Origin of the sequence: Chamaesiphon sp. VAR_48_metabat_403, from assembly GCF_031422475.1 — a bacterium.
In the GTDB taxonomy this organism is placed as follows: domain Bacteria; phylum Cyanobacteriota; class Cyanobacteriia; order Cyanobacteriales; family Chamaesiphonaceae; genus Chamaesiphon.
Window position 1 is genome coordinate 1 of the sequence record NZ_JANPLS010000421.1, and the last position, 19,481, is coordinate 19,481.

Annotated in this window: 26 protein-coding genes and 2 pseudogenes; 12 read left to right on the forward strand and 16 right to left on the reverse strand. The window is 45.9% G+C overall.

Features of this window, described 5'->3' with window-relative positions; genetic code table 11:
* The first annotated feature begins 112 nt into the window (after nucleotides 1–112).
* A complete protein-coding gene (locus tag RMO79_RS20030) occupies nucleotides 113–940 on the forward strand; it encodes a HEAT repeat domain-containing protein (protein WP_396136644.1) in 828 nt (275 codons plus the stop codon).
* 75 nt (nucleotides 941–1,015) lie between these two features.
* Here the strand turns inward: RMO79_RS20030 and RMO79_RS20035 are convergent, their stop codons facing one another.
* On the reverse strand, nucleotides 1,016–1,774 hold the full coding sequence (locus tag RMO79_RS20035) for an SDR family oxidoreductase (protein WP_310485034.1): 759 nt from the start codon (nucleotides 1,772–1,774) through the stop codon (nucleotides 1,016–1,018).
* Nucleotides 1,775–1,864: 90 nt separating this feature from the next.
* On the opposite strand from RMO79_RS20035, the gene RMO79_RS20040 reads away from it, so the two are divergent.
* The gene (locus tag RMO79_RS20040; RefSeq protein ID WP_310485035.1) at nucleotides 1,865–2,335 is read left to right on the forward strand and encodes a winged helix-turn-helix transcriptional regulator; all 471 of its coding nucleotides are present in this window, start codon (nucleotides 1,865–1,867) and stop codon (nucleotides 2,333–2,335) included.
* An 88-nt stretch (nucleotides 2,336–2,423) separates the two neighbouring features.
* Here RMO79_RS20040 and RMO79_RS20045 read toward each other — a convergent pair whose 3' ends face one another.
* Nucleotides 2,424–2,987, reverse strand: a complete 564-nt coding sequence (locus tag RMO79_RS20045) for a TetR/AcrR family transcriptional regulator (RefSeq protein WP_310485036.1) — start codon at nucleotides 2,985–2,987, stop codon at nucleotides 2,424–2,426.
* An 81-nt stretch (nucleotides 2,988–3,068) separates the two neighbouring features.
* On the opposite strand from RMO79_RS20045, the gene RMO79_RS20050 reads away from it, so the two are divergent.
* From RMO79_RS20050 to RMO79_RS20060, 3 genes are read left to right on the forward strand one after another with little or no spacing between them, the layout of a single operon-like run.
* Nucleotides 3,069–3,494 carry an ester cyclase gene (locus RMO79_RS20050; RefSeq protein ID WP_310485037.1) on the forward strand — a complete coding sequence of 142 codons (426 nt, stop codon included), beginning with the start codon at nucleotides 3,069–3,071 and terminating at the stop codon, nucleotides 3,492–3,494.
* A gap of 23 nt (nucleotides 3,495–3,517) precedes the next feature.
* A complete protein-coding gene (locus RMO79_RS20055; RefSeq protein ID WP_310485038.1) occupies nucleotides 3,518–3,949 on the forward strand; it encodes an ester cyclase in 432 nt (143 codons plus the stop codon).
* A gap of 25 nt (nucleotides 3,950–3,974) precedes the next feature.
* Nucleotides 3,975–4,397, forward strand: a complete 423-nt coding sequence (locus RMO79_RS20060) for an LIC_13387 family protein (RefSeq protein WP_310485039.1) — start codon at nucleotides 3,975–3,977, stop codon at nucleotides 4,395–4,397.
* An 80-nt stretch (nucleotides 4,398–4,477) separates the two neighbouring features.
* Here the strand turns inward: RMO79_RS20060 and RMO79_RS20065 are convergent, their stop codons facing one another.
* Nucleotides 4,478–5,332 carry a DMT family transporter gene (locus RMO79_RS20065; RefSeq protein ID WP_310485040.1) on the reverse strand — a complete coding sequence of 285 codons (855 nt, stop codon included), beginning with the start codon at nucleotides 5,330–5,332 and terminating at the stop codon, nucleotides 4,478–4,480.
* 99 nt (nucleotides 5,333–5,431) lie between these two features.
* On the opposite strand from RMO79_RS20065, the gene RMO79_RS20070 reads away from it, so the two are divergent.
* The 5 genes from RMO79_RS20070 to RMO79_RS20090 all read left to right on the forward strand — a co-directional run bounded on the left by RMO79_RS20070 (nucleotide 5,432) and on the right by RMO79_RS20090 (nucleotide 8,568).
* Nucleotides 5,432–5,923, forward strand: a complete 492-nt coding sequence (locus tag RMO79_RS20070) for a MarR family transcriptional regulator (protein WP_310485041.1) — start codon at nucleotides 5,432–5,434, stop codon at nucleotides 5,921–5,923.
* A 165-nt stretch (nucleotides 5,924–6,088) separates the two neighbouring features.
* The gene (locus tag RMO79_RS20075) at nucleotides 6,089–6,535 is read left to right on the forward strand and encodes a hypothetical protein (protein WP_310485042.1); all 447 of its coding nucleotides are present in this window, start codon (nucleotides 6,089–6,091) and stop codon (nucleotides 6,533–6,535) included.
* 36 nt (nucleotides 6,536–6,571) lie between these two features.
* On the forward strand, nucleotides 6,572–7,150 hold the full coding sequence (locus RMO79_RS20080; RefSeq protein ID WP_310485043.1) for a TetR/AcrR family transcriptional regulator: 579 nt from the start codon (nucleotides 6,572–6,574) through the stop codon (nucleotides 7,148–7,150).
* A 33-nt stretch (nucleotides 7,151–7,183) separates the two neighbouring features.
* Entirely contained in the window at nucleotides 7,184–8,023 is an 840-nt protein-coding gene (locus RMO79_RS20085) for a methyltransferase domain-containing protein (RefSeq protein ID WP_310485044.1), read from the forward strand.
* A gap of 32 nt (nucleotides 8,024–8,055) precedes the next feature.
* On the forward strand, nucleotides 8,056–8,568 hold the full coding sequence (locus RMO79_RS20090; protein ID WP_310485045.1) for a DUF1993 domain-containing protein: 513 nt from the start codon (nucleotides 8,056–8,058) through the stop codon (nucleotides 8,566–8,568).
* 98 nt (nucleotides 8,569–8,666) lie between these two features.
* Here RMO79_RS20090 and RMO79_RS24655 read toward each other — a convergent pair.
* Nucleotides 8,667–9,675: pseudogene (locus RMO79_RS24655) on the reverse strand (amidohydrolase family protein).
* Nucleotides 9,676–10,050: 375 nt separating this feature from the next.
* Between RMO79_RS24655 and lepB (RMO79_RS20110) the strand changes: the two are divergent.
* The gene (lepB, locus tag RMO79_RS20110; protein WP_310485049.1) at nucleotides 10,051–10,749 is read left to right on the forward strand and encodes a signal peptidase I; all 699 of its coding nucleotides are present in this window, start codon (nucleotides 10,051–10,053) and stop codon (nucleotides 10,747–10,749) included.
* Between the two features lie 14 nt (nucleotides 10,750–10,763).
* Complete coding sequence (gene lepB, locus RMO79_RS20115) at nucleotides 10,764–11,405, forward strand: signal peptidase I (protein WP_310485050.1); 642 nt, start codon at nucleotides 10,764–10,766, stop codon at nucleotides 11,403–11,405.
* Here the strand turns inward: lepB (RMO79_RS20115) and RMO79_RS20120 are convergent.
* The 12 genes and pseudogenes from RMO79_RS20120 to RMO79_RS20175 form a co-directional block, all read right to left on the reverse strand.
* Nucleotides 11,402–11,818: a hypothetical protein gene (locus tag RMO79_RS20120; protein ID WP_310485051.1), complete on the reverse strand. Its 417-nt coding sequence runs from the start codon at nucleotides 11,816–11,818 to the stop codon at nucleotides 11,402–11,404. The genes lepB (RMO79_RS20115) and RMO79_RS20120 overlap by 4 nt on opposite strands.
* 15 nt (nucleotides 11,819–11,833) lie before the next feature.
* Nucleotides 11,834–11,989 (reverse strand): annotated as a pseudogene (locus RMO79_RS20125) (type I restriction enzyme endonuclease domain-containing protein); the annotation flags it as partial.
* Between the two features lie 69 nt (nucleotides 11,990–12,058).
* Nucleotides 12,059–12,397, reverse strand: a complete 339-nt coding sequence (locus RMO79_RS20130) for a CpeR family transcriptional regulator (RefSeq protein ID WP_310485053.1) — start codon at nucleotides 12,395–12,397, stop codon at nucleotides 12,059–12,061.
* 27 nt (nucleotides 12,398–12,424) lie between these two features.
* Nucleotides 12,425–13,039, reverse strand: a complete 615-nt coding sequence (locus RMO79_RS20135) for a chromophore lyase CpcT/CpeT (RefSeq protein WP_310485054.1) — start codon at nucleotides 13,037–13,039, stop codon at nucleotides 12,425–12,427.
* Nucleotides 13,040–13,227: 188 nt separating this feature from the next.
* Nucleotides 13,228–13,761, reverse strand: coding sequence for a phycobiliprotein lyase (locus tag RMO79_RS20140; protein WP_310485055.1), 534 nt, complete (start codon nucleotides 13,759–13,761; stop codon nucleotides 13,228–13,230).
* A 12-nt stretch (nucleotides 13,762–13,773) separates the two neighbouring features.
* The gene (locus RMO79_RS20145) at nucleotides 13,774–14,088 is read right to left on the reverse strand and encodes a phycobilisome linker polypeptide (protein WP_310485056.1); all 315 of its coding nucleotides are present in this window, start codon (nucleotides 14,086–14,088) and stop codon (nucleotides 13,774–13,776) included.
* A 150-nt stretch (nucleotides 14,089–14,238) separates the two neighbouring features.
* On the reverse strand, nucleotides 14,239–15,006 hold the full coding sequence (locus RMO79_RS20150; protein ID WP_310485057.1) for a phycobilisome rod-core linker polypeptide: 768 nt from the start codon (nucleotides 15,004–15,006) through the stop codon (nucleotides 14,239–14,241).
* A 193-nt stretch (nucleotides 15,007–15,199) separates the two neighbouring features.
* A complete protein-coding gene (locus RMO79_RS20155; RefSeq protein ID WP_310485058.1) occupies nucleotides 15,200–15,952 on the reverse strand; it encodes a phycobilisome rod-core linker polypeptide in 753 nt (250 codons plus the stop codon).
* 190 nt (nucleotides 15,953–16,142) lie between these two features.
* Complete coding sequence (locus tag RMO79_RS20160; RefSeq protein WP_310485059.1) at nucleotides 16,143–16,991, reverse strand: phycobilisome linker polypeptide; 849 nt, start codon at nucleotides 16,989–16,991, stop codon at nucleotides 16,143–16,145.
* Nucleotides 16,992–17,491: 500 nt separating this feature from the next.
* Entirely contained in the window at nucleotides 17,492–17,962 is a 471-nt protein-coding gene (locus tag RMO79_RS20165; RefSeq protein ID WP_310485060.1) for a DUF2656 domain-containing protein, read from the reverse strand.
* The gene (locus RMO79_RS20170; protein WP_310485061.1) at nucleotides 17,955–18,533 is read right to left on the reverse strand and encodes a phycobilisome protein; all 579 of its coding nucleotides are present in this window, start codon (nucleotides 18,531–18,533) and stop codon (nucleotides 17,955–17,957) included. Before RMO79_RS20170 ends, RMO79_RS20165 begins: the two co-directional genes overlap by 8 nt.
* Before the next feature lie 112 nt (nucleotides 18,534–18,645).
* Nucleotides 18,646–19,481 (reverse strand): hypothetical protein (locus RMO79_RS20175; RefSeq protein ID WP_310485062.1); only part of this gene is annotated, 836 nt, incomplete at its 5' end.

The following is a 19,481-nucleotide window of genomic DNA, read 5'->3' on the forward strand; positions in this document are numbered from 1 at the left end:
AGTCTCCCCGTCTCCCCGTCTCCTTTGTCCCCCAGTCCCCGATCCCCACCAACAAATAGACATGAAAGAAGACACCCCACTCATTCTCGATTCTGCTGAAACGGATGCCTTAATGCAGTCGATAACCGAGCAGATCGATCGTGATACTTTCGATGCCGATGATGTTACTACGCTCAAACAGATGGTAGAATGCCTGGGCGATGCGCGCGGGTTAGTGCGGTTGCGATTTGCCCAAACATTAGGCGATATCGGGGGAACGGCGACACCATTATTAGTAGATGCGCTGTTACATCATCCTAATCCAGTCGTGCGGCGGGCGGCGGGGAAAACGCTGGCTCTGATTATCGATCCAACAACTGTGCCCAGCTTACTGCACGCGCTGTTAAATGATGAAGATACGGTCGTTCGAGGCTCGGCTGTCGGCGCGCTAGCTAAGATGGGTGAAGCCTCGGTACCAGCCTTGCTAGGGATTTTAGCCGATCCGCTGCGATCGGAAAGCACAAAGGGACATGCGGCTTGGGCGTTGGGATTCATCGGTGCGGATGCTGCACCTTTTTTGGAAGATGCGATAAAATCGGATTCGATCGATGTCCGCTGTGCTACAGTAGGTGCGATCGCTCATTTGGTGCAGGAAAAAGGCGATGCCCGCGCGGCTCAATTGCTGCTAGCAACGTTGAAAGATCGAGATCCCAACGTGCGATCGGAAGCTGCATCCGCGATCGGGAAAATGGCATATTTACCCGCATTACCCGATCTAATTACCGCATTAAGCGACACCGATGGCGAAGTTCGCCGCACTGCGGCTGTCTCGCTGGGTAAACTGGGCGATCGATCGGCTATTCCCCATCTCCAATCGGTTCTAAACGATGAGTTGGAGCCAGTCAGGGTACTCGCAAAATTAGCGATCTCCAAAATCGAAAACCATGAAGAGTGGGAATAGAGAATCGGGGATGCTGGGTTTAAAGGATCGACCAAACCTACAAAATTAGGACTTATTAAAATTAAACGTTGTAGATTAGTTCCGCCCTGCCGCCACACCACCATCTACAGGTAAAATTGTCCCTGTAATCCATCCAGAACGATCGTGATCGGCTAAAAACAAAACGGCTTCGGTGATATCTTTAGCCTGACCATTCCGACCCAAAGGATGAAAAGTATTAAAAGCCGCAAGTTGTTCTGAGGTCAATAATCCATCAAACAGAGGAGTCTCCACTACGGCAGGCGCGATCGCATTTACCCGAATGTTTGCTGATGCAAACTCGATCGCTAAATTTACTGTCAGAGCGTGTACACCACCTTTAGCAGTCGATGAACCACTACATGGAGTGGCAGCGATCGCATTAAAAGCCCACATTGAACCAATATTAATAATTGCGCCCCCACCTCGTTTTTGCATGGCTTTAATCGCAGCCTGTGACATCAAAAAATATCCCCGCAGTAAATTCAAATAACCATCAAGATCGGTTTGAGTATGCTCTAAAAATGGCTTGGGCTGAAATACGCCTGCATTATTGAACAGAATATCCACACCACCAAATTTCTCAACTGCCAATGATGCGACTAGCGAGCTAGTTTCGGCTCGACCAATATCGCCCACAACATAGGCAATATCCTTACCAGTCGGATCGATTTTTTGTGCTGTTTGAGATAGCATATCCTCACGTCGCCCGTTCAAAACGACTTTCGCTCCAGCCGAGTAGAAAGCCTGCGCCGCATCTGCGCCAATGCCACTACCGCCGCCCGTGATTAATACAACTTTGTCTTTCAAACTCATAGTTTTTCCTCAATTTCTTTCCAAACAACAGCCTAAGCGATGGCGCACAAGCGCACAAGCGGGCACAATATTGTCAGGTAAGGTACTTTTATGAAAGAAATGCAGTCGTTCCCAGACAAAATAATTTTGGAGGAAGTGCCAGATGTGGCAGAAGTCGTCGAGGCTGTTTTTGGCTGCAAATGGTCACTAAGAATTTTAGGACTCATTCGTAAGGGAGTTTGTCGCCCTGGTGCAATCGAACGGGAGCTAGAAGGACTAACGACAAAAGTTCAAAACTATTATTTTCGTCGGATGATAACTCTAGGTATTTTGGAACGCATTGTTTATCCCGAAGTGCCCCCACACGTAGAATATCGATTGACCGATTTTGGGCAGCAGTTTATGCCGATTCTAGATTCGATCGAAGAGTTACAGAAAGAATTGATTCGACGGGCAGAAATTGATGCCGATCTTGCACAGATGGCGCAGGATGATGAGTACCAAGCAGATGTACTGCCGATGGAAGCAGAGTTTGCGGTTGCCCAATGGGAGGCATTGCAAACTATTGAGACTCAAGTATGAAAAGAGCTGGGAGGCTTCTTCCTTTGATTATGCGAGACAAGACATTGCCCCTACCACAGGTTTCATACACCAATTCAGCAATGCCCAATCAAGAAACAGGATTAATCTGAGTCAGAGTCTCATAGACGAGTCGGATCTGTGCTAAACGTTCTGATAGTGTTCGTGGCGGTGCGATCGTAACCCAGCCCAGTTTTACCGAGTAAGTAACTTGAGCACGTAACGCGGCATCTGGTTGGGAGAAGCCAATTTTGATAAATAAGTGCTGAAGATACTCTAACCGTTGCTTGTCCACTCGTTCGATCGATGCCATCGCTCTAACATCATGGATTGCCCAGATTCGCATTGCCTTTTCTAATCGATTGTCATCCTTGGCTGCAATTTCCAACAGATGTAATAGTTGTTGCTTCGGCGTGCCACTTATTTTCTCGACTTGCTCGATCGCATTGTCTGTATCGACAGCTTGCCATTCCTGAATAATGGCTGCCAGCAGATCGTCAAGATTCTTAAAATGCCAGTAGAAACTGCCCCTTGTAATCTTGAGCGATTTGGCTAACACATCTACTTTTACTGCCTCGATCCCTCTTTCCATGAAGGTTTCCAGTGCAGCTTGTACCCAATCTTGCCGACCTAATTTTGGATTTGCCGTTTCCATACAGTAGTGTATTGACTTTTTCAGATGAGGTTGCTACAGTTTTACCATACACCACTGCATGGTACATCGAGAGGAAAACTAATGATGACTCAACTAGAACAAAACAAAGCGATCGCGCTCCGCTTTGCCAAAGAAGGATGGGGCACCAATTCCAATTGGCAAAAAATCTGGGATGAAGTTGTTGCAACAGATATTATCTGGCATCATTGCGCTTTACTAGCTCCACTTCAGGGGATAGAAGCAGCTAAGAAATTTAATGGTTCTTTGTTTTTTGGTTTTCCCGATATGCAGCAATCGATCGAAACGATGATTGCTGAAGATACGGGGGTGGCAATGCGTCATACCCTAACCGGAACTCATGCAGGTAGTTTCTTAGGGATTCCACCAACAGGTAAGCAAGTTACTGGGACTGGCGTGCGGTTTTTTCGGATCGCCGCTGGCAAAATCATCGAAACATGGTACGAAATCAATCTGTTAGGATTCATGCAACAAATTGGTTTGAAGTAATTAATATATCTGGAGCATAAGTTATGAATACTCAAGTAGAACAAAACAAATCGATCGCGCTCCGCTTCGAGCAAGAAGGTTGGGGCACCCAAGCCAATTGGGAAAAAACTTGGGACGAATTAATGGCTGATGATGTAATCCATCATTTCAACAGCGAGCCAGAACCGATTGTCGGATTAGAGGCAAACAAGGCTTTCAATGCTTCCCTATTCAAAGGCTTTCCTGATATTCAACACACAATCGAAGATACGATCGCTGAAGGCGATAAAGTTGTCTATCGAACAACGCTCAAAGGCACTCATACAGGGGAATTTATGGGAATACCACCCACAGGCAAATCTGTCGTCATCAACGATTTCACCTTACTCCGAATTGTCGAAGGGAAAATTGTAGAATGGTGGTATGACTGCAATTTATTGGCAGTGATGCAGCAACTTGGATTGATGCCAGCCTGAGTCTATGTATTTAAATTCAGCATTTATGGCACAGATTTTAGTAATTTTAGGTGCGTCGATCTTTCTAATTTTAGGCGTTTTACATGGTGTGCTAACGTTGCAAGATTTACGAGATCCGCGCACTTTTACACCACCAGATCCAGCACTTCGTGAGGCAATGCAGGAGTCTAGTATCGCTATCGATCCCCATACAAACCTGTGGAAAGCATGGCTGGGGTTTAATCTCAGTCATAGTTTGGGATTGGTAATGTTTGGGGGGACTTTTTTAGCGATTGGTTTATTTTACTTCTCTGCATTTGCCCAAATTCTTTGGCTTCAGATTTGTGCTTTATGTATTTCTGCCGCCTACCTTTTGATGTCACTCAAGTTCTGGTTTTCTAAGCCAGCGATCGGTTCGGGTATTGGTCTTGTCTGCTTTGTTCTAGCTGCGATGCTGTCGATCGATTAAGATTAAATTTTGTCAGATCTAAAACACCTCTGAGATTCTTTGATGCGTAGTTTGAGAGGAATAGATGAGCGTGAATGCAATTAATTATCTTGTTGTCCAATTAAAACACTAATCAGCACGATCGTCATTCCAACGAGCTGGATTGGCGTAAGTGATTGATTTAGGAACACGAAACCAATTATTGTTGCAACTACAGGACTCATCAACCCCAGATATGAGACAGCCGATGCTTTGAGTTTCTCAATTCCTCGAAACCACAGTGCATAAGCGATTCCAGTGCCGACTACGCCCAAATAAACGAAGCCAAATAGGTTCGTTGTAGAGATATTAGTAATCGGGCCTTCGATCGCGAGGGCGATTGGCAGCAAAACGATGCCACCAACTGTTAACTGCCATGCTGTAAAGACAAGCAGGGAAACAGGTCGCTTCCATCGTTTGATGAGTACTGTGCCTAAGCCCATTGTTGCAGCTCCAGAGATCGCCGCAACAATGCCAATCGGATCGAGACGCGCCGCCGGAGAAATCACCAGTAACCCGACACCAACTAAGCCAGCGATTGCTGCCACGATCGATAGCTTGGAAGGTTTTTCACGCAATATTATCCAGGCAAACACCCCCACTAACAACGGCTGAATCGCACCTGCTGTCGCCGCCACGCCACCTGGAAGGCGATAAGCGGCAATAAATAATAGGGCTTGAAAGATGCCGATATTAAGGCTACCTAAGAGCAAAATCCGCCACCACCAAATTCCTTGAGGTAGTTGTTTGCACCATGCCATTAATAGCAAACCAATTGGCAGCGATCGCAAGGCAGCCACCAATAGTGGATGGTTGGGTGGCAGGAATTCAGTCGCGACAACATAAGTCGTGCCCCAGCTCATCGGTGCTAAAGCAGTCAGCAGAATATCAGACAGTTTAGCCGGAGGTGACTTCATGATTTTATCTCGATATTAAGATACTTGATATCGAGATCCTAACATTTATCTTGATGTTAAGATAATTGACATTAAGGTTCTTAGGTGAGTAGTATTTTGATGAGTTCAGATCCAGTCGATGGGATTTTGGCGCAATGGCAGCGTGAGCGTCCTGACTTGGATGCCTCGCCAATGGGCGTAATTGGGCGAATGGCACGGCTATCTAAGCATCTAGATCGCTCCATTCAAGCAACAGTTTCCGAATTCGATCTCAATCTGGGAGAATTCGATGTACTGGCTACCCTGCGTCGCGCGGGGCATCCTTACCAGCTTTCGCCCACCGATTTGTTTAACGCGCTGATGGTGTCATCTGGCACCATGACTCATCGGATCGATCGACTCGAACAAGCTGAATTGGTAAAGCGTATTCCCGATCCAACCGATCGCCGTGGAACTTCGATCGTGCTGACAAATAAAGGGCTGAGTCTAATCGATCGAGCCGTTGAAGCGCATGTTGTTAATGCACATCATATTCTCAGTGCTTTGGAGGAATCAGAGCGTGAAATTCTCGCTCAATTGCTGCGTAAGCTTGTAATTTCGTTTGAGGCGTAGCAATTTACTTTCATGCCCATCGGGCTAATGCCAACAGTAAAGTCTTCTCTATAAATAAGCAAGCACTTGCTTACAAAATAAAAATGAGGTAAGATCTTTCTTGCGATCGAACATCAAGCATTCACCACTATTCGATCGCAAGACCAACAAAAGAGGAGCTGTACAATGAACCAAAATCGCTTCGGGTCTGGAACTTCCACCTTGGGAGAGGCAATTCACACACTACGCGCGGCACAGGCAGCAGGCGATCTGACCGATCGATTTTCAGTAGAACTAGAACGATCGTTCGATCGACATGATGCAATCCACATCTTGTTTGACTGCGGTAATTCGATTCAGGATGAAATTGCCGTCCATATCTGGATGATTTTTGCGACAACTGTAGATATTAAAGAGATGCATCATGCGGTTGCCGATCGAGAACATCGCAATGTCTTAGCTGGGATTGGGCATTTCAAGTTGCTCGGCACTTGGCTGGTAGCCCTGCCGCGCATTGTTATCATCATTTTCAAGAGCTTACGAATGAAAAAAAAGCTAGCGGTTGAAGAGCTGTCCAAACTCAAGCAACAATCGATCGATGATATTCACCGAGAACACGGTATCGTATTGTGAACGTGACAAAATAGCCTTAATCAGTATCTAGATTCAATGCCTCGGAATAAAACCATTACAGATGAAGAAATTCTGACGATGGCTCGATCGCTTTTCCTGAAAGAAGGTGCTAAAGCTTCGACCAGAACTTTGGCTAAGATGGTTGGTATCTCTGAATCTGTCATCTTCCAGCGATTTAGCACCAAAGAAGATCTTTTCTTTACAGCAATGGTGCCGCCAGCGGCGCAACTTGAGGCAATCTTCAACATCCATCCTGGCGATCGAGAGATCGTTACGAACCTGATATCGGTCAGCTTGCAGATCGTTATTTACTTTCGGGAGGTGATGCCAATTTTCTTATCTTTAGTCAGTCATCCATCCTTCGATATGCAAATATTTTTGCAACGCCACACGATGCCAAGGATTCAAATTGCCAATCGGCTTATTGAATATCTGAATGCTGAAGCAGCATTGGGGCGAATTCAGCGTGGAAATGTGGAGGCGACAGCAGCGATGCTCTTGTCACACTTGCACAATCTAGCTCTGTCTGAAAATATTGGCGATCGTCAACCGATCGATACAAATCGGGCTATCTCGGATGCGATCGCAGCCTTATGGAAAGGTTTAGCTCCATAGTTAAATAAAGGTATAAATTTGGGAGAATTGGCAATGATCGATCGATTAAAACTAGCTGAATACAAACAGCAAATCGCCGATTTGTATAGTGGTCGAAGTGCGGGCTATGACAATGGTGAATGGCATCCCCGAATTGCTCACCGTCTAGTCGAACTAGCAAACATTCAGCCTGGGCAAAAGGTTTTAGATCTTGCCGCTGGCACGGGCATGGTGGCAATTGAAGCCGCTCAAATTGTCGGTAATGAGGGATACGTCATCGGCATCGATATTGCGACGGGAATGGTCGAACTAGCTCGACAGAAAGTTGCAGAATTGGGGTTGAATAATATTGAATTTCAGGTTGCCGATGCTGAAGAACTAGATTTTCCGGCTAATAGTTTCGATCGCATTTTTTGTTCTTCTGCATTTATTTGGATGTCCGATCTCGCTGGTGCTTTGAAACATTGGCATCGATTGTTAAAACCAGGTGGAATACTTGGCTTTCATGCCTTTGCTGACACCGCTTTTGTTGCGGGAGTTGTATCTCAACAGGTGCTGGAAAAATATGATGTTTCTCTACTATTGAGCAAGCCAACTGGAACAGTGAAGAAGTGTCGCAATCTCCTGGGGCAAGCTGGGTTTGAATCGATCGATATTAAAACAGAACCCGATGGCAATTACATCAGTTTAGAAAAAGCAAAAAGTATGTGGGCAGGTAATCCTTCATTCCCAACCCCTGGGCAATATCCAAATCCTTTGCTCCAGCTTACATCGGCGCAATTAGCACAAGCTAAAGTCGATTTTGAGATAGAATTAGAGCAGCTACAAACCTCGCAGGGTATCTGGGATGATGGTACTATTTTCTATGTGTTCGGACAAAAAGCAGCATCATAAGTCATACTGATTCCACTGCATCAATACTAAAAATGGAAAATCAGCAGATCGTAGCAATCCAGAATATCTTTAGTTCGAGGCTCGATACGTTGAGCCATCTCTTACAGGTGGTAGAGAATCATTTCACCGATGATGTGGCATCGATCTTTCAGCAACGGATTGCAACCGATATGTTGCCTTTTGGTACACAAATTGCTTTTACTTGCAATCAGCCTCGCAATTTTGCGTTGTGGTGCTTAGGGCAGTCAGCAAACGATTTGAACCCTGAAGTAGGATCTTTAGATGATGCTCGCGGACATATTTCATCGACTCAGACACTCCTGGCAAGTATTAGTGTTACCGATCTTCAGCTTGCCGAGATCGCCCGCATAGATCTCGCGCAAGGGCGGTACTTAGAGTTATCTGGATGCTCGTATGTAGATGATTTTTTGATGCCCAACTTTTACTTCCATCTGACAACGGTATATGACATTTTACGGATGGCAGGAGCACCAATCGGCAAGCATGATTTTATGATGCATTTGGTACCTTTAATCAAACACTAAGGACACAAAGTAGCAGACGGAAAGTTCTCGTATAATCGATACAAATCGATCGAGATAAAATTTTGACAATATTTAGCTAGATCTAGCTTTCCGGTAATTTACTCAAATCGCAGAGCCTTACCTTTAATGTTCGATCGAATCTCGCCTTTCTCATAGACAACATTCCCATTGACGATCGTGTAAACAGGATAACCCGTGAGATTCCAACCTTCAAAGGGACTCCACCCGCATTTACTGACAATATCTTTACGTTCTAATGGGCGATAATTTTCGAGATCTACTAATACTAAATCGGCATCGGAGCCGATCGAGATCGTGCCTTTATTGGGAATATGATAAGCTTTAGCAACTGCGGTAGACATCCAGTTAGATACTTGCTCGATCGTACATTTCCCGGCGACTGCTTGGGTGAGCATGACAGGTAATGATGTCTCGACTCCGGGCATTCTCGATGGGGTATTAGGGTAACCTTTGGCTTTTTCTTCGAGAGTATGTGGTGCGCGATCTGTCGCGATAAAATCGATCGTGCCGTCTAATAAACCCGCCCACAATACTTCGTTATCATGGTGCGATCGCAGGGGCTAAGCGATCTCCCTGGGCGAAAATCGGTTCTAAGGCGGCAGCAGTATCGACAAGCAAATCTCCATGTGCCGAACCAATGAACACCTTGATGCCGCAGGTAGGGGTGGCTGTGCGAATATCTGGCAGGTTGGCAGGAGTCGCGCCGATGAAGAAGCCGTAATTAACGATGCTTTTACGGGATGCGCGATCGAGTTTATCATCGAGAGCGGCTTGGGCGATGGTCAACGGTTTGGTATTGGGCATCTCTAAAAACGATGTCACTCCACCTTTAGCACAAGCATGGCTGGCGGTGGTGAGATCTTCTTTATGCTCTAACCCTGGCTCGCGGAAATGGACTTGCGGATCGATAACACCGGGCAACAAAACCAAGCCAGTTGCGTCAATTTATCTAATTGCATCGGTACTGGCAATTTCAGGGGCAATTTCGACAATGCGTTCGCCTTGAACTAACACATCACCCATTAGCCATTTATTATCGGACAAGAGGATGCGAGCATGACGGATTAGCAAAGAATTAGCGTTCATACTCGATCGGTAAAAATAAAGGGCATAATGGTCTATGGACGCAACAATTTTGAATACGAGATCGCATTGCTAACGATCGAAATGTGAGCCGTTTTTGCCAGCCGTGTTAGGATCGCATCGAAATTGACGATCTTCATGAATGAACAATTAACTGTAACGATTCGAGCTTTTGTTGGCATCACCTACCGTAAGCGCAAGGCGCAGGCTTGACCAACGCTTTAGCCTCTGCCTAAGCCTAAGGTAATCGATATAGCTAAAATTTTACAGTCCGATCGTGGAAGTTGTTCGGAAATCGATTTCGATAATTTCACGATCGCAGCAGATTGGCTCTCGAATAGCACATACTCACTCATTGATATCCCACTGAATCGCTTTATGGATTACGAACAGCCGCCATCAGACTCTAAACATCCTTCAGAAGTTGAATCTAGTTCCGAGTACGAGGAAGTGAGTGACATTCCTCAGTCTGCGCCCGAACCCAAAGTCGAAAATCCTTGGGCTGAGACGATCAAAACGATCGGGTTGAGTGTACTCTTAGCTTTTGGGATTCGGACTTTTGTGGCTGAGGCGCGGTATATTCCGTCTGGCTCGATGTTACCAACATTGCAAATTAACGATAGATTGATTATCGATAAGGTGAGCTATCTATTTGCCGATCCCGTACGCGGCGATGTTGTGGTCTTTAATCCTACCGCCCAATTAGAAAAAGAAAAGTATAAAGATGCTTTTATTAAACGGGTAATCGGCTTACCTGGCGATCGGGTTGCTGTTAAAGGTGGTAAAGTTTATGTCAATGGTAAACTTTTACCTGAAAATTATCTAGACGAACCATCTGCTAAAGATTGGAGTACTAACGATCGCTACGCTAGCGACGAACTGTATCAGGTACCTTGGCCTGCTGATGGCATTATTCCTAAAGACCAGTATTTAGTTTTAGGCGATAACCGCAATAATAGTTACGATAGTCACTACTGGGGCTTCGTACCTAAAGATAAGATTGTCGGGAAAGCAGTCGTCCGCTTTTGGCCGATCGATCGGGCGGGTGGTATCGATCCACAACCCGATTATCGTTAATTACATCAATGCACATGGATGAAGAAGAACCAGATCGATCGACAATATTAGAGCCGACTACAACACCCGCAAAAGTCGAAAATCCGTGGGGAGAAACGCTCAAAGTTATTGGCTTTAGCGTGTTTTTAGCTTTAGGAATTCGGACTTTTGTAGCTGACTCTCGCTATATTCCCTCTGGTTCGATGTTACCAACGTTGCAAATTAACGATCGACTGATTATCGATAAGATTAGCTACAAATTTTCCGATCCCGTCCGTGGGGACATTGTTGTTTTTTATCCTACCGCTCAACTGGAACAAGAATTAAAAGCCGATGGCGAGCAAAAATTCAAGGAGCCATTTATCAAACGTGTCATCGGACTTCCTGGCGATCGCATCGATGTCAAACGCGGTTTAGTATATGTTAATGGCAAAGTCCTCTCCGAACAGTATCTCGGCGAACCTGCTGCATATCGTTGGAGTAGTACCGAAGTTGTCCCCGATGGCATCATTCCTCAGGGTCATTATCTCGTCTTGGGCGACAATCGCAATAATAGTTACGATGGTCATTATTGGGGATTTTTACCCAAAGATAAAATTATTGGTAAAGCAGTAGTCAGGTTTTGGCCGATTAATCGCGCAGGCGGGATCGATCCACAACCCGATTATCGCTACTAGTGAAATGCTGTAAAATTAGTTGCTAGAACTATCAGCGACCAAGACATTGACAACAACGTCAACCCCGTCAGAATGGCAATAGTCTTTCGATCGCTTTTGACAATTTTTTGCAATTGCTCGATCGATCGCTCGTGTTCGGCAAGTACTTTAGTCTGTGCAGCACAAGCACCCGATAATTTTTCGAGTAGATCGATACATCTTTCGGTTTGAGATTCCGTACTTTTATCCAACTTCGATAGTGATTGATGAACTTTTTCAATCATCTCCAGCAGTTCATCTCTCATCGAGCCAGATCTACTGCGATTTTTTTCGCTTAATACCTCGTAGTCGGGATCTTTTTGACTCGATTGCAAGTATTCTTTAAGTTTGTCTTCTGATATTTTAAACTCGTCTTTTGGTAAATTGTCTTCCATTTTAATTTTTTACAACTAAAGCTTGCCATCAAGTTCTGCGAACACCTTGGATTGCTCTACGATTACTTCTATCGCTAGAGCTTCCATCTGTGGAGGATACCCATATTGCCTGAGTAGTCTTTTGACTATCACTTTCATCCTAGCACGGATGCTCTCTTTGAGGTTCCAGTCGTAGCCGTTGCTGTAGGCATAGCCGATGGTTTGGCGGATTTGGAGTCGATACCGAACGAGTTTCAATATTCAAACTCGTTCGTCAAATCTCGTTCTAAAACTGCCGTATTTAATCCAATATTGTTTAATTTGATGATGGGGAGTATGCAGACTAGCTTTAGCTTGATACAATACGACTTGACAACGATCGCCGATCCAAATTTTACCGATCGATTCGACCGAAATCAACGTCCCACCCAAGGCTTCGATACAGTCAGTAAATCGCTCGATCGCACTATAGTCAACTGTTTCAAATACAAAGAAGTTACCCGAAGAAATCAAGTGTCGGCTTCGCACCCAGCATTGCATTTTTTTCTCGGCTTCTGGTGGTAACATAGCGATGGGAAATGATAAGTTACGATCGGACATAGAAGCCAAGCGAAAATCCAGTTCAGATTATAGCGATTGTGGTTCGATCTCGTCTGCAAAACTGGCTATTTTTTCAAATTTCAACATGCCAAAAGCCGAACCCCAGACTTTTTCATGAGTATTAATATCCATTCCTTTATCGAGACTCACCCAAGTATTTTTGCCGATTTCGACATCGCTAATTAAATAAGTCATCGCCCCATTCCGTTCGATGAAACATTGATTTCCCGGCTCAACTCGTCCCCGAAAAATCTCGCCATCGCGACTAAAAATCATCGAGCAATTACACCGACGTTCGAGACAATCGTGGGTAATAGTTTTCAGAATATCAGGCTCTCTGGCGGCTCCAGCATATAGCATCGCATCTTTGAGGCTATAATTTTCAATATAAGTATCTTCGCCACGATTCTCCGATGGAGACGCTTCGCGAGCGATTAATTTATGTACACCCTGACGATAGGGACTCCATAGATCGTAATCATATACCTGCTCGGAGTAAAACCCGATCGCATTGAAAAATTCAAACGGTAATGGACGAAAAAAGATCCGAATGTGCGCGTAATGTTGAGGCTCTGCGGCAGCTTGTTGGTGATTGCTAAAATCACCAGCCATCCACCGAGCTAAGAGAATTGAATCACTCATGAGTTAGTGGATAGTGGATAGTGGATAGGGAATAGAGAATAGTGGATAGTGGATAGTGGATAGTGGATAGTGGCTACTTTATTGTTTCTCGATTTTATAAGAGAGATCGTCAACTCATAAAAATAAGGGGTTTAAGCCCCATTTTGAATACCCAATTATTAATTATTAATTCTCAATTCTCAATTAATTTAAGTTGTTGCCATCGAGCGTAATTCTGATGAGAAGGAAGCCGTCACGACACCAGCACCATCGCTGGTTTTAATTGTCGATACGCGAAACCTTAAATTAGGGTTGACAAACCAGATGCGCTCTTCAGCGGCGGCGCGATCGTATTCAGTTAGCAATACGAAAGTACCATCTTCGGTAATCTGATAGCGAGCTGCGGCTGGCATGGTTTCAGCATAACCGCGATCGCGCAATAATTGACCCCCATTTAGCAAATTGGGGTCGGGAATCGGTACTAAGACAGTACTCCCTTTAAGCACCTCGGCTTCATCCCAATCAGATTCTCCTTCCCAACTCATTTGGAATGGCGAAACAGCTTGACTGGGATCGATACCATAGGCTTGACACAGCTCGATGACAGCGGGATTGTCTGGCGTGAGGGCGACGATCTCGATTTCCGATCGCACTGCTTCAAAATGCCCAAAAATCATATGATGGGCACTACGTTGTGACTTCCATTGCCCGATCGAACCTGCTACAAATTGAGTAATGTCCATTCGTACCCTAAATTAACGTTTTTTTGATTTTGACGACGCTCGGCGCGATTCTGGGGAATTGCTAGCCGCATCATCAGTCGCTGGCGATGGTGTAGCTTCAACAGCTACTGGCTGATGGGCAACACTGGGCATCGGTGTCGAGAGCATCCGTACATTTACCACTTTACCGCCGCGCTTGCCGATCGAGTGGATAGTTTGGGCGAGGGAAGAATATGCCACTTTAATGGTGTAAGCACTACTTCTGAGCATCGCCTGATGGGGACTACCAGCGATATCGATCGCAAATGTCCGTCCGGCATCACCACTCAAATTAAATACGGTATTCATTGTTATAATTTTAATCTCAAAATTTGACAAAACCGATAAATAATCGACGACATCGATCGAGTGCTAACCGAGTAAAAGTTATCGGTAGGACTTATTACTCGGTTATAATTGCTCGATCGTTTTTAGCACGAACTGGAAGTTGCGCCAATCTTAGCCAACTTCAGTAATGCTGAGAATTTTACCGCCAGTCTTTTGGATATTTTGAATCTTCTGAGACAGTTGGCTGTAATTAACTTCAAATGTCGCCGCACTCTGGGTAACGCGAGCACCAAAATTAGCTTTGGTAATTGCAATCCGGAAGCGTTTGCCAGTATTAGCATAAGTACCAGAACCGCCGCGTGCGGGTGGTTTGATGGCTGTTGCCCGATTGCCAGCAATATCGCTAATCAGTTTAGCTTTTTTGCTGCTGTCGCTGCTGGATGCATCGCCACGCATCAGTGCGAATGTGCGATTGAAGGTCACATTTTTGTTACCCATTTGGGTTTTATTAGCGCGCGGGCTGGGCACGACGTTTTCGCCGAAGCTGAGGCTATATTCATCGCTACTGATGTAGGAATCAATTTCGGCTTCTAACCCGTGTTGATTGTAAATTAATACGTGTGCGGCGATTTCGGCTTGGTCGTTAGGTGCCCGACCGAGTAAATGCTTGAAGTTTAATTCTACCAAGCGGTAGGCGGAAGATGTATTAAAAAATAACGCCCGATATAACTCCGATTGAGCTACAGCGCGGACGAATTCTTTAACGGTAATATCGCCATTGCGTAACATCGATTCTGCACTGGTGAGTCGTTGGCTCTCCATGATGTGTGCGTTACCGAGTACTTGCTTATAAACCGCGCGAATGACGGTTTGTAAGTCGTCTTCGCTAGCATTAGGGCGTAATTCGACTGGATCTGCATCTGTTAGCCAAAGTGCCACGATCGTTGCTCCTAAAAATTGAGTTTTGTTTTATAAAATGAGAATTAAAATCTGTGCCCGACGAGTATAAATTGACTGCGGCGGAGATCTACCCACCCCACTGGGCGGGTGACCCGACCAGTAGCCCTACGGGCACCCCTCCGTTCGCGTAGCGTCTGCCTTCGCAGAGGAGGGGATTTTGCGAAAAATGGTTCTAGACGATTTCAGTGATACTGACGATTTTGCCGCTGGTGCGGTTGATGCGTTGAATCTGAGGAGTCATCCGATCGCCAGGTACGATATATTCAGTAGTACTGACGCGACGCGGGCCAGTAAATTTGGCACCAGTGACGACAATCTTGAACATCTTTTTGTTAGCTTGACCGGAACCGCCCAAACTGACTTTTGATGCGGTGGTTTTGCTGGTGCTATTGGTGGCAACCGAATAGACTAGTTGCGAAGACTTAACCGAGCTGCTTACTTGCGCGGGGCCGCGATCGATCGCAATCAGCCGATTGTAACTTACTTGACTTTTACCATCCTCACTCAGGCTGCGATTGTAAGGAACGATATTTTCCCCAAAAGCAGACTGATATTCATCGCTATCGATGTATGAATCGATTTCGGCATCGTAACCTTCAGCGACACAACGCACGATGTGTGCGGAAACTTCGGCTTTCGATTCGGGAGGGCGACCCAAGAAATGCATGAAGTTCAGTTCGGTGAACCGATAAGGCGCGCATTTTTGGAAGTAGCGATTGCGATAAAATTCGGATTTACCCACCGCCCGGACGAATTCCCGCACTGAGAGGCTGCCATCTGCCAATTGCGATTCGGCAGAGGTGAGACGTTCGCTTTCCATTACGTGTGGATTGCCCAAAACGTGCTTGTAAACTGCCCGAATGACGGCTTGCACGTCATCAACCTCACGATTGGGCCACAATTCCATCTTTGTCATGGTTGCCATAGTTACTTGTGATTCTAAATTGTTGTTATTTTGGAGATACCTACTCAAAAATCAGCGGTTTTCACCACAAATATCTCCGAAGAGGGTATTTTGAAAGTATAGTTTCGTCGTAAGCCTTAGAGAATCCCCCCTAACTCCCCTTTTTAAGGGGGGAACCAGAATCGGGGATTCACAACCTAAAGCCTAAAACCTAAACCGCCGTCATACTCACGATCGAACCACCTTGCTTGTGAATCCGTTGGTAGGTTTCTGAAAGCTGGTCGTAGGGTACCATGTAGACTTGGTTGCTGCGACGGAATTTGGAAATGTTATTGAGCGTTTTAGCCCGATAACCAGTAACCTCGATCCGGTAGACTTTACCTTGGTCGCCAGCACCCGCACCATGACGCGAGCGAGGATTAATTGGCGGATTGCGGAAGGTGTTACCAGGAGCCGTAACAGCCGTAGCAATTGCGTTAATGACCAAAGAGTTAAGTTTTGGCGATTTACCAGCCAAGTCTGCCTTGAGGGAGCTAGTAGATGCCCCACGGACCAATTGGAACGTGTGGGTAAAGCCAACCATGTGGGTGATGGCTTCGGTTTTGTAGCCACGAATGTAAGGAACGATATTATCGCCAAACGTGTTCTGATACTCGTCGCTGTCGATGTATGAATCGATCTCGGCATCAAAGTCGCCAGCATCTAGGATGGCACTGTGAGCTTTCATTTCGTCATAGCTATTAGGCGCGCGCCCTAATAGATGGCGGAAGTTTAATTCCACAAACCGATAGCGGGGACAATCGCTAAAGCGAGACATGTAAGCATCGGATTTAGCGATCGCGCGGACAAATTCTCGGACGCTATAAAAGCCGCTCTTAAACTGTGACTCGGCAACTACCGCCCGTTCGCTTTCCATGACGTAGGCATTACCTAGTACTTGGCGATAAACGGCGAGAATAATTGTCTCGGCTTCATCAACGGATCGTCCGGGTACCCACTCTACTGGCGGGGTTTCGTCAAACAGGCTGACACCTAACTGTGAGGCTGGTCCAAAAGACATTTACTAAGTCTCCTTTAACTGAACAATCATAAATCTGAGAACAATTGTCTCAAAATTTTAAGCAAATTTGGCACTACTGTTACAAGTAATAACCTTTAAGCCGCGAATTATGAGAGGGTTCGGACTCTAGCAACCAACCTAGCAAGCTAAGTTAGCGGCTCTACTACCCGATAAGCTTTTATAATCTTCTCTATACTAATCTTCATATATAGCTGCAACTCTGAATACTAAGAATCATTAAGTTTTACTGTTGCGATTCATTGCGCCAGAGTGATACCACTTTGACACCACTTTGGAGGTAGTGGAGCGGGGAGCGGGGAGCAGGGGTAAATTGTGTGGGGTAATAGCCCAAGTTGCTAGTTACTGGCGTAGAAAGAGGAATGGGGGTGGGAGGATGGGGAGGATTTATGAAGATCTCGCTTTAATTTACTCCCCACACCTCCCACACTCCTCACACTCCCCGCACTCAAAAACTATAACTAGCAACTTGCGTTAATAGTTTAAGCGGCGATCGACTCGACTTTAAAGATGCTGTCTGGCGATTTACCCGCGATTGTGGTATCCCAGCCGATCGATTGTAAAAATTTAGACCCTGACTTAGTTTCGACCACATCGACACCCCATTGATTGGCTTGGAGAGCATCAGGAGAGCTACTAGTGGCAGGAGTGGTCTTGATGCCGCCTAAAATTAAGATATCAAAATCGATCGATCCGATCGATTTTGTGCGACTAGTGGTGAGGATCTCGGCGCATTTTTCGCCAATTTGGTGAGGAGTGAGGAAATTTGTCAAACAGACGACTTCGACGATCCAGTGTGGATTATCGACTTGACGACATTGGACTTCTGGATGAGCACTGAATCCGTCGATAAATACCTGAGTGAAGGCTGCCCGACTCAGGACGGGTACACGATCGTCTGATAGGTCAAAGTTGTGAGAGAGCAACATTCGCAAGGTTTCAGGGCTATTCATGATGGGCTGGGAAAGATTTTAATTGACTAATCAGATGGTCGAAATAGGGCGCGACGATCGCGTGGTGGCTGGCATCGATCCGGCGCAAACTGGCGGCTTTAATGCCTTCGAGTCCGACTGTCATCGCATCGAGCGGGACTTGTAATTCTTGATAGAGGGCTTGCATATTTTTCAAACCTTCGGCACTAGTGTACTCAGCATAACCGCCAGCTAGCCCATAACTAATCGGGCGGAGATAATGCCAAAAATCTCGCCAACAGGCTTCAGCGCGTTCGGGAGGGTAAAGTCCGCCGCCCGGTTCGGTAATGTGGGGAAACTGTGCGAAGACTTCGACTCTGGCTTCATCGACAATTTCGACGACTCGATCGCGTAATAATTGAGAAATCGGGATCAGGCTAGAAGTCTGGGGCGAAAGTGCCTCAATTTGGGCATAATTTTCATCGGTGAGATACACCCGCGCATCTTCAGCGGCTTGAAAAATAGCGATGCTAGCGGCGGGATGAGCTTCCCAACTGCTAAAGCTGACAATTCTGGCTCTAGCAATGAGATCTTTAATTCGATCGGTCAGCATGGGATGGGGGGATGGGGGGACTGGATCTGGGGAAACGGGGAGGATAGGGATGGGTAGGAGGATAAGGAAGATCTTACTTTAATTTACCTCCCACACCCCCCACACTCAAAAACTATAAACTAGGGGTATTTATTGGGGCTGTTACGAGATAACTCGATCGCCAAATTGGGGTGTCTTGAGGTTGTTTGCGGGCATATTCAAACAGATCGGTAAGCTGCGACAACTGCAATCTAAGCGGTCTTTTCTGGGCTTCCGCCAACCATTTTAAATCTGGTAACTTCGCAAAAATCCCCGCCCATAAATAATTAGTCCCGATAGTTATCGGCTGAAAAAACTCAAACGGCGACGGTGGATATTGTGGTAATCTTTGAACTTTGCCCGTTAGTAACGGATTTGCCATCAATGGAGAGGGGCAAAGCAAAACGATATTTTCCAGTGCATCCCGCTCTAACAACATCAAATAACCGGGCGTTCCCCAAGGTATTTCGATCGATACCGAAGTCCGACTGACGATCGACTGTTGAAACTTTTCCGCACCAATGGGCGCATCATCCACCGGGGGTAATACTAACCCAAATCGCTGGCGGAGCCTGTCCGCAGGACAATCGGTTTCATCTGTCGCCATTTCCCACAATAAACCCCAAGTCGCGGTTAAATCGCGATCGAACCATTCCACATCAGTAAAAAAGTCCGCCCGATGCACCTTCAATCCCTTAAAAATTGCTTCCCAAGTCGGACGATCTAACCTTTGCCCATTCAGAGCCTTCCGCGCCACTGGTTCGCCACTAATTTCGGGGACTCGCGATAATAACTTTCTGGTAGTACCGATCTTGCGATCTTTGAGCATAGTTTTCCACTTAGCCAATTTTACTCCAGTAATCTCGATTCTCCAGGGGAGAGGCTCCGCCAACGATTTTGCAGCTCGATCGGCATTAGTAGTTTGCATAT

What these genes read in the sequence shown, in the direction of transcription:
- RMO79_RS20030 (WP_396136644.1), top strand. Translation starts at nt 113, where the DNA reads ATGCAGTCGATAACCGAGCAGATCGATCGTGATACTTTCGATGCCGAT.
- RMO79_RS20035 (WP_310485034.1), bottom strand. Translation starts at nt 1,774, where the DNA reads ATGAGTTTGAAAGACAAAGTTGTATTAATCACGGGCGGCGGTAGTGGC.
- RMO79_RS20040 (WP_310485035.1), top strand. Translation starts at nt 1,865, where the DNA reads ATGAAAGAAATGCAGTCGTTCCCAGACAAAATAATTTTGGAGGAAGTG.
- RMO79_RS20045 (WP_310485036.1), bottom strand. Translation starts at nt 2,987, where the DNA reads ATGGAAACGGCAAATCCAAAATTAGGTCGGCAAGATTGGGTACAAGCT.
- RMO79_RS20050 (WP_310485037.1), top strand. Translation starts at nt 3,069, where the DNA reads ATGATGACTCAACTAGAACAAAACAAAGCGATCGCGCTCCGCTTTGCC.
- RMO79_RS20055 (WP_310485038.1), top strand. Translation starts at nt 3,518, where the DNA reads ATGAATACTCAAGTAGAACAAAACAAATCGATCGCGCTCCGCTTCGAG.
- RMO79_RS20060 (WP_310485039.1), top strand. Translation starts at nt 3,975, where the DNA reads ATGGCACAGATTTTAGTAATTTTAGGTGCGTCGATCTTTCTAATTTTA.
- RMO79_RS20065 (WP_310485040.1), bottom strand. Translation starts at nt 5,332, where the DNA reads ATGAAGTCACCTCCGGCTAAACTGTCTGATATTCTGCTGACTGCTTTA.
- RMO79_RS20070 (WP_310485041.1), top strand. Translation starts at nt 5,432, where the DNA reads ATGAGTTCAGATCCAGTCGATGGGATTTTGGCGCAATGGCAGCGTGAG.
- RMO79_RS20075 (WP_310485042.1), top strand. Translation starts at nt 6,089, where the DNA reads ATGAACCAAAATCGCTTCGGGTCTGGAACTTCCACCTTGGGAGAGGCA.
- RMO79_RS20080 (WP_310485043.1), top strand. Translation starts at nt 6,572, where the DNA reads ATGCCTCGGAATAAAACCATTACAGATGAAGAAATTCTGACGATGGCT.
- RMO79_RS20085 (WP_310485044.1), top strand. Translation starts at nt 7,184, where the DNA reads ATGATCGATCGATTAAAACTAGCTGAATACAAACAGCAAATCGCCGAT.
- RMO79_RS20090 (WP_310485045.1), top strand. Translation starts at nt 8,056, where the DNA reads ATGGAAAATCAGCAGATCGTAGCAATCCAGAATATCTTTAGTTCGAGG.
- lepB (WP_310485049.1), top strand. Translation starts at nt 10,051, where the DNA reads ATGGATTACGAACAGCCGCCATCAGACTCTAAACATCCTTCAGAAGTT.
- lepB (WP_310485050.1), top strand. Translation starts at nt 10,764, where the DNA reads ATGGATGAAGAAGAACCAGATCGATCGACAATATTAGAGCCGACTACA.
- RMO79_RS20120 (WP_310485051.1), bottom strand. Translation starts at nt 11,818, where the DNA reads ATGGAAGACAATTTACCAAAAGACGAGTTTAAAATATCAGAAGACAAA.
- RMO79_RS20130 (WP_310485053.1), bottom strand. Translation starts at nt 12,397, where the DNA reads ATGTCCGATCGTAACTTATCATTTCCCATCGCTATGTTACCACCAGAA.
- RMO79_RS20135 (WP_310485054.1), bottom strand. Translation starts at nt 13,039, where the DNA reads ATGAGTGATTCAATTCTCTTAGCTCGGTGGATGGCTGGTGATTTTAGC.
- RMO79_RS20140 (WP_310485055.1), bottom strand. Translation starts at nt 13,761, where the DNA reads ATGGACATTACTCAATTTGTAGCAGGTTCGATCGGGCAATGGAAGTCA.
- RMO79_RS20145 (WP_310485056.1), bottom strand. Translation starts at nt 14,088, where the DNA reads ATGAATACCGTATTTAATTTGAGTGGTGATGCCGGACGGACATTTGCG.
- RMO79_RS20155 (WP_310485058.1), bottom strand. Translation starts at nt 15,952, where the DNA reads ATGGCAACCATGACAAAGATGGAATTGTGGCCCAATCGTGAGGTTGAT.
- RMO79_RS20160 (WP_310485059.1), bottom strand. Translation starts at nt 16,991, where the DNA reads ATGTCTTTTGGACCAGCCTCACAGTTAGGTGTCAGCCTGTTTGACGAA.
- RMO79_RS20165 (WP_310485060.1), bottom strand. Translation starts at nt 17,962, where the DNA reads ATGAATAGCCCTGAAACCTTGCGAATGTTGCTCTCTCACAACTTTGAC.
- RMO79_RS20170 (WP_310485061.1), bottom strand. Translation starts at nt 18,533, where the DNA reads ATGCTGACCGATCGAATTAAAGATCTCATTGCTAGAGCCAGAATTGTC.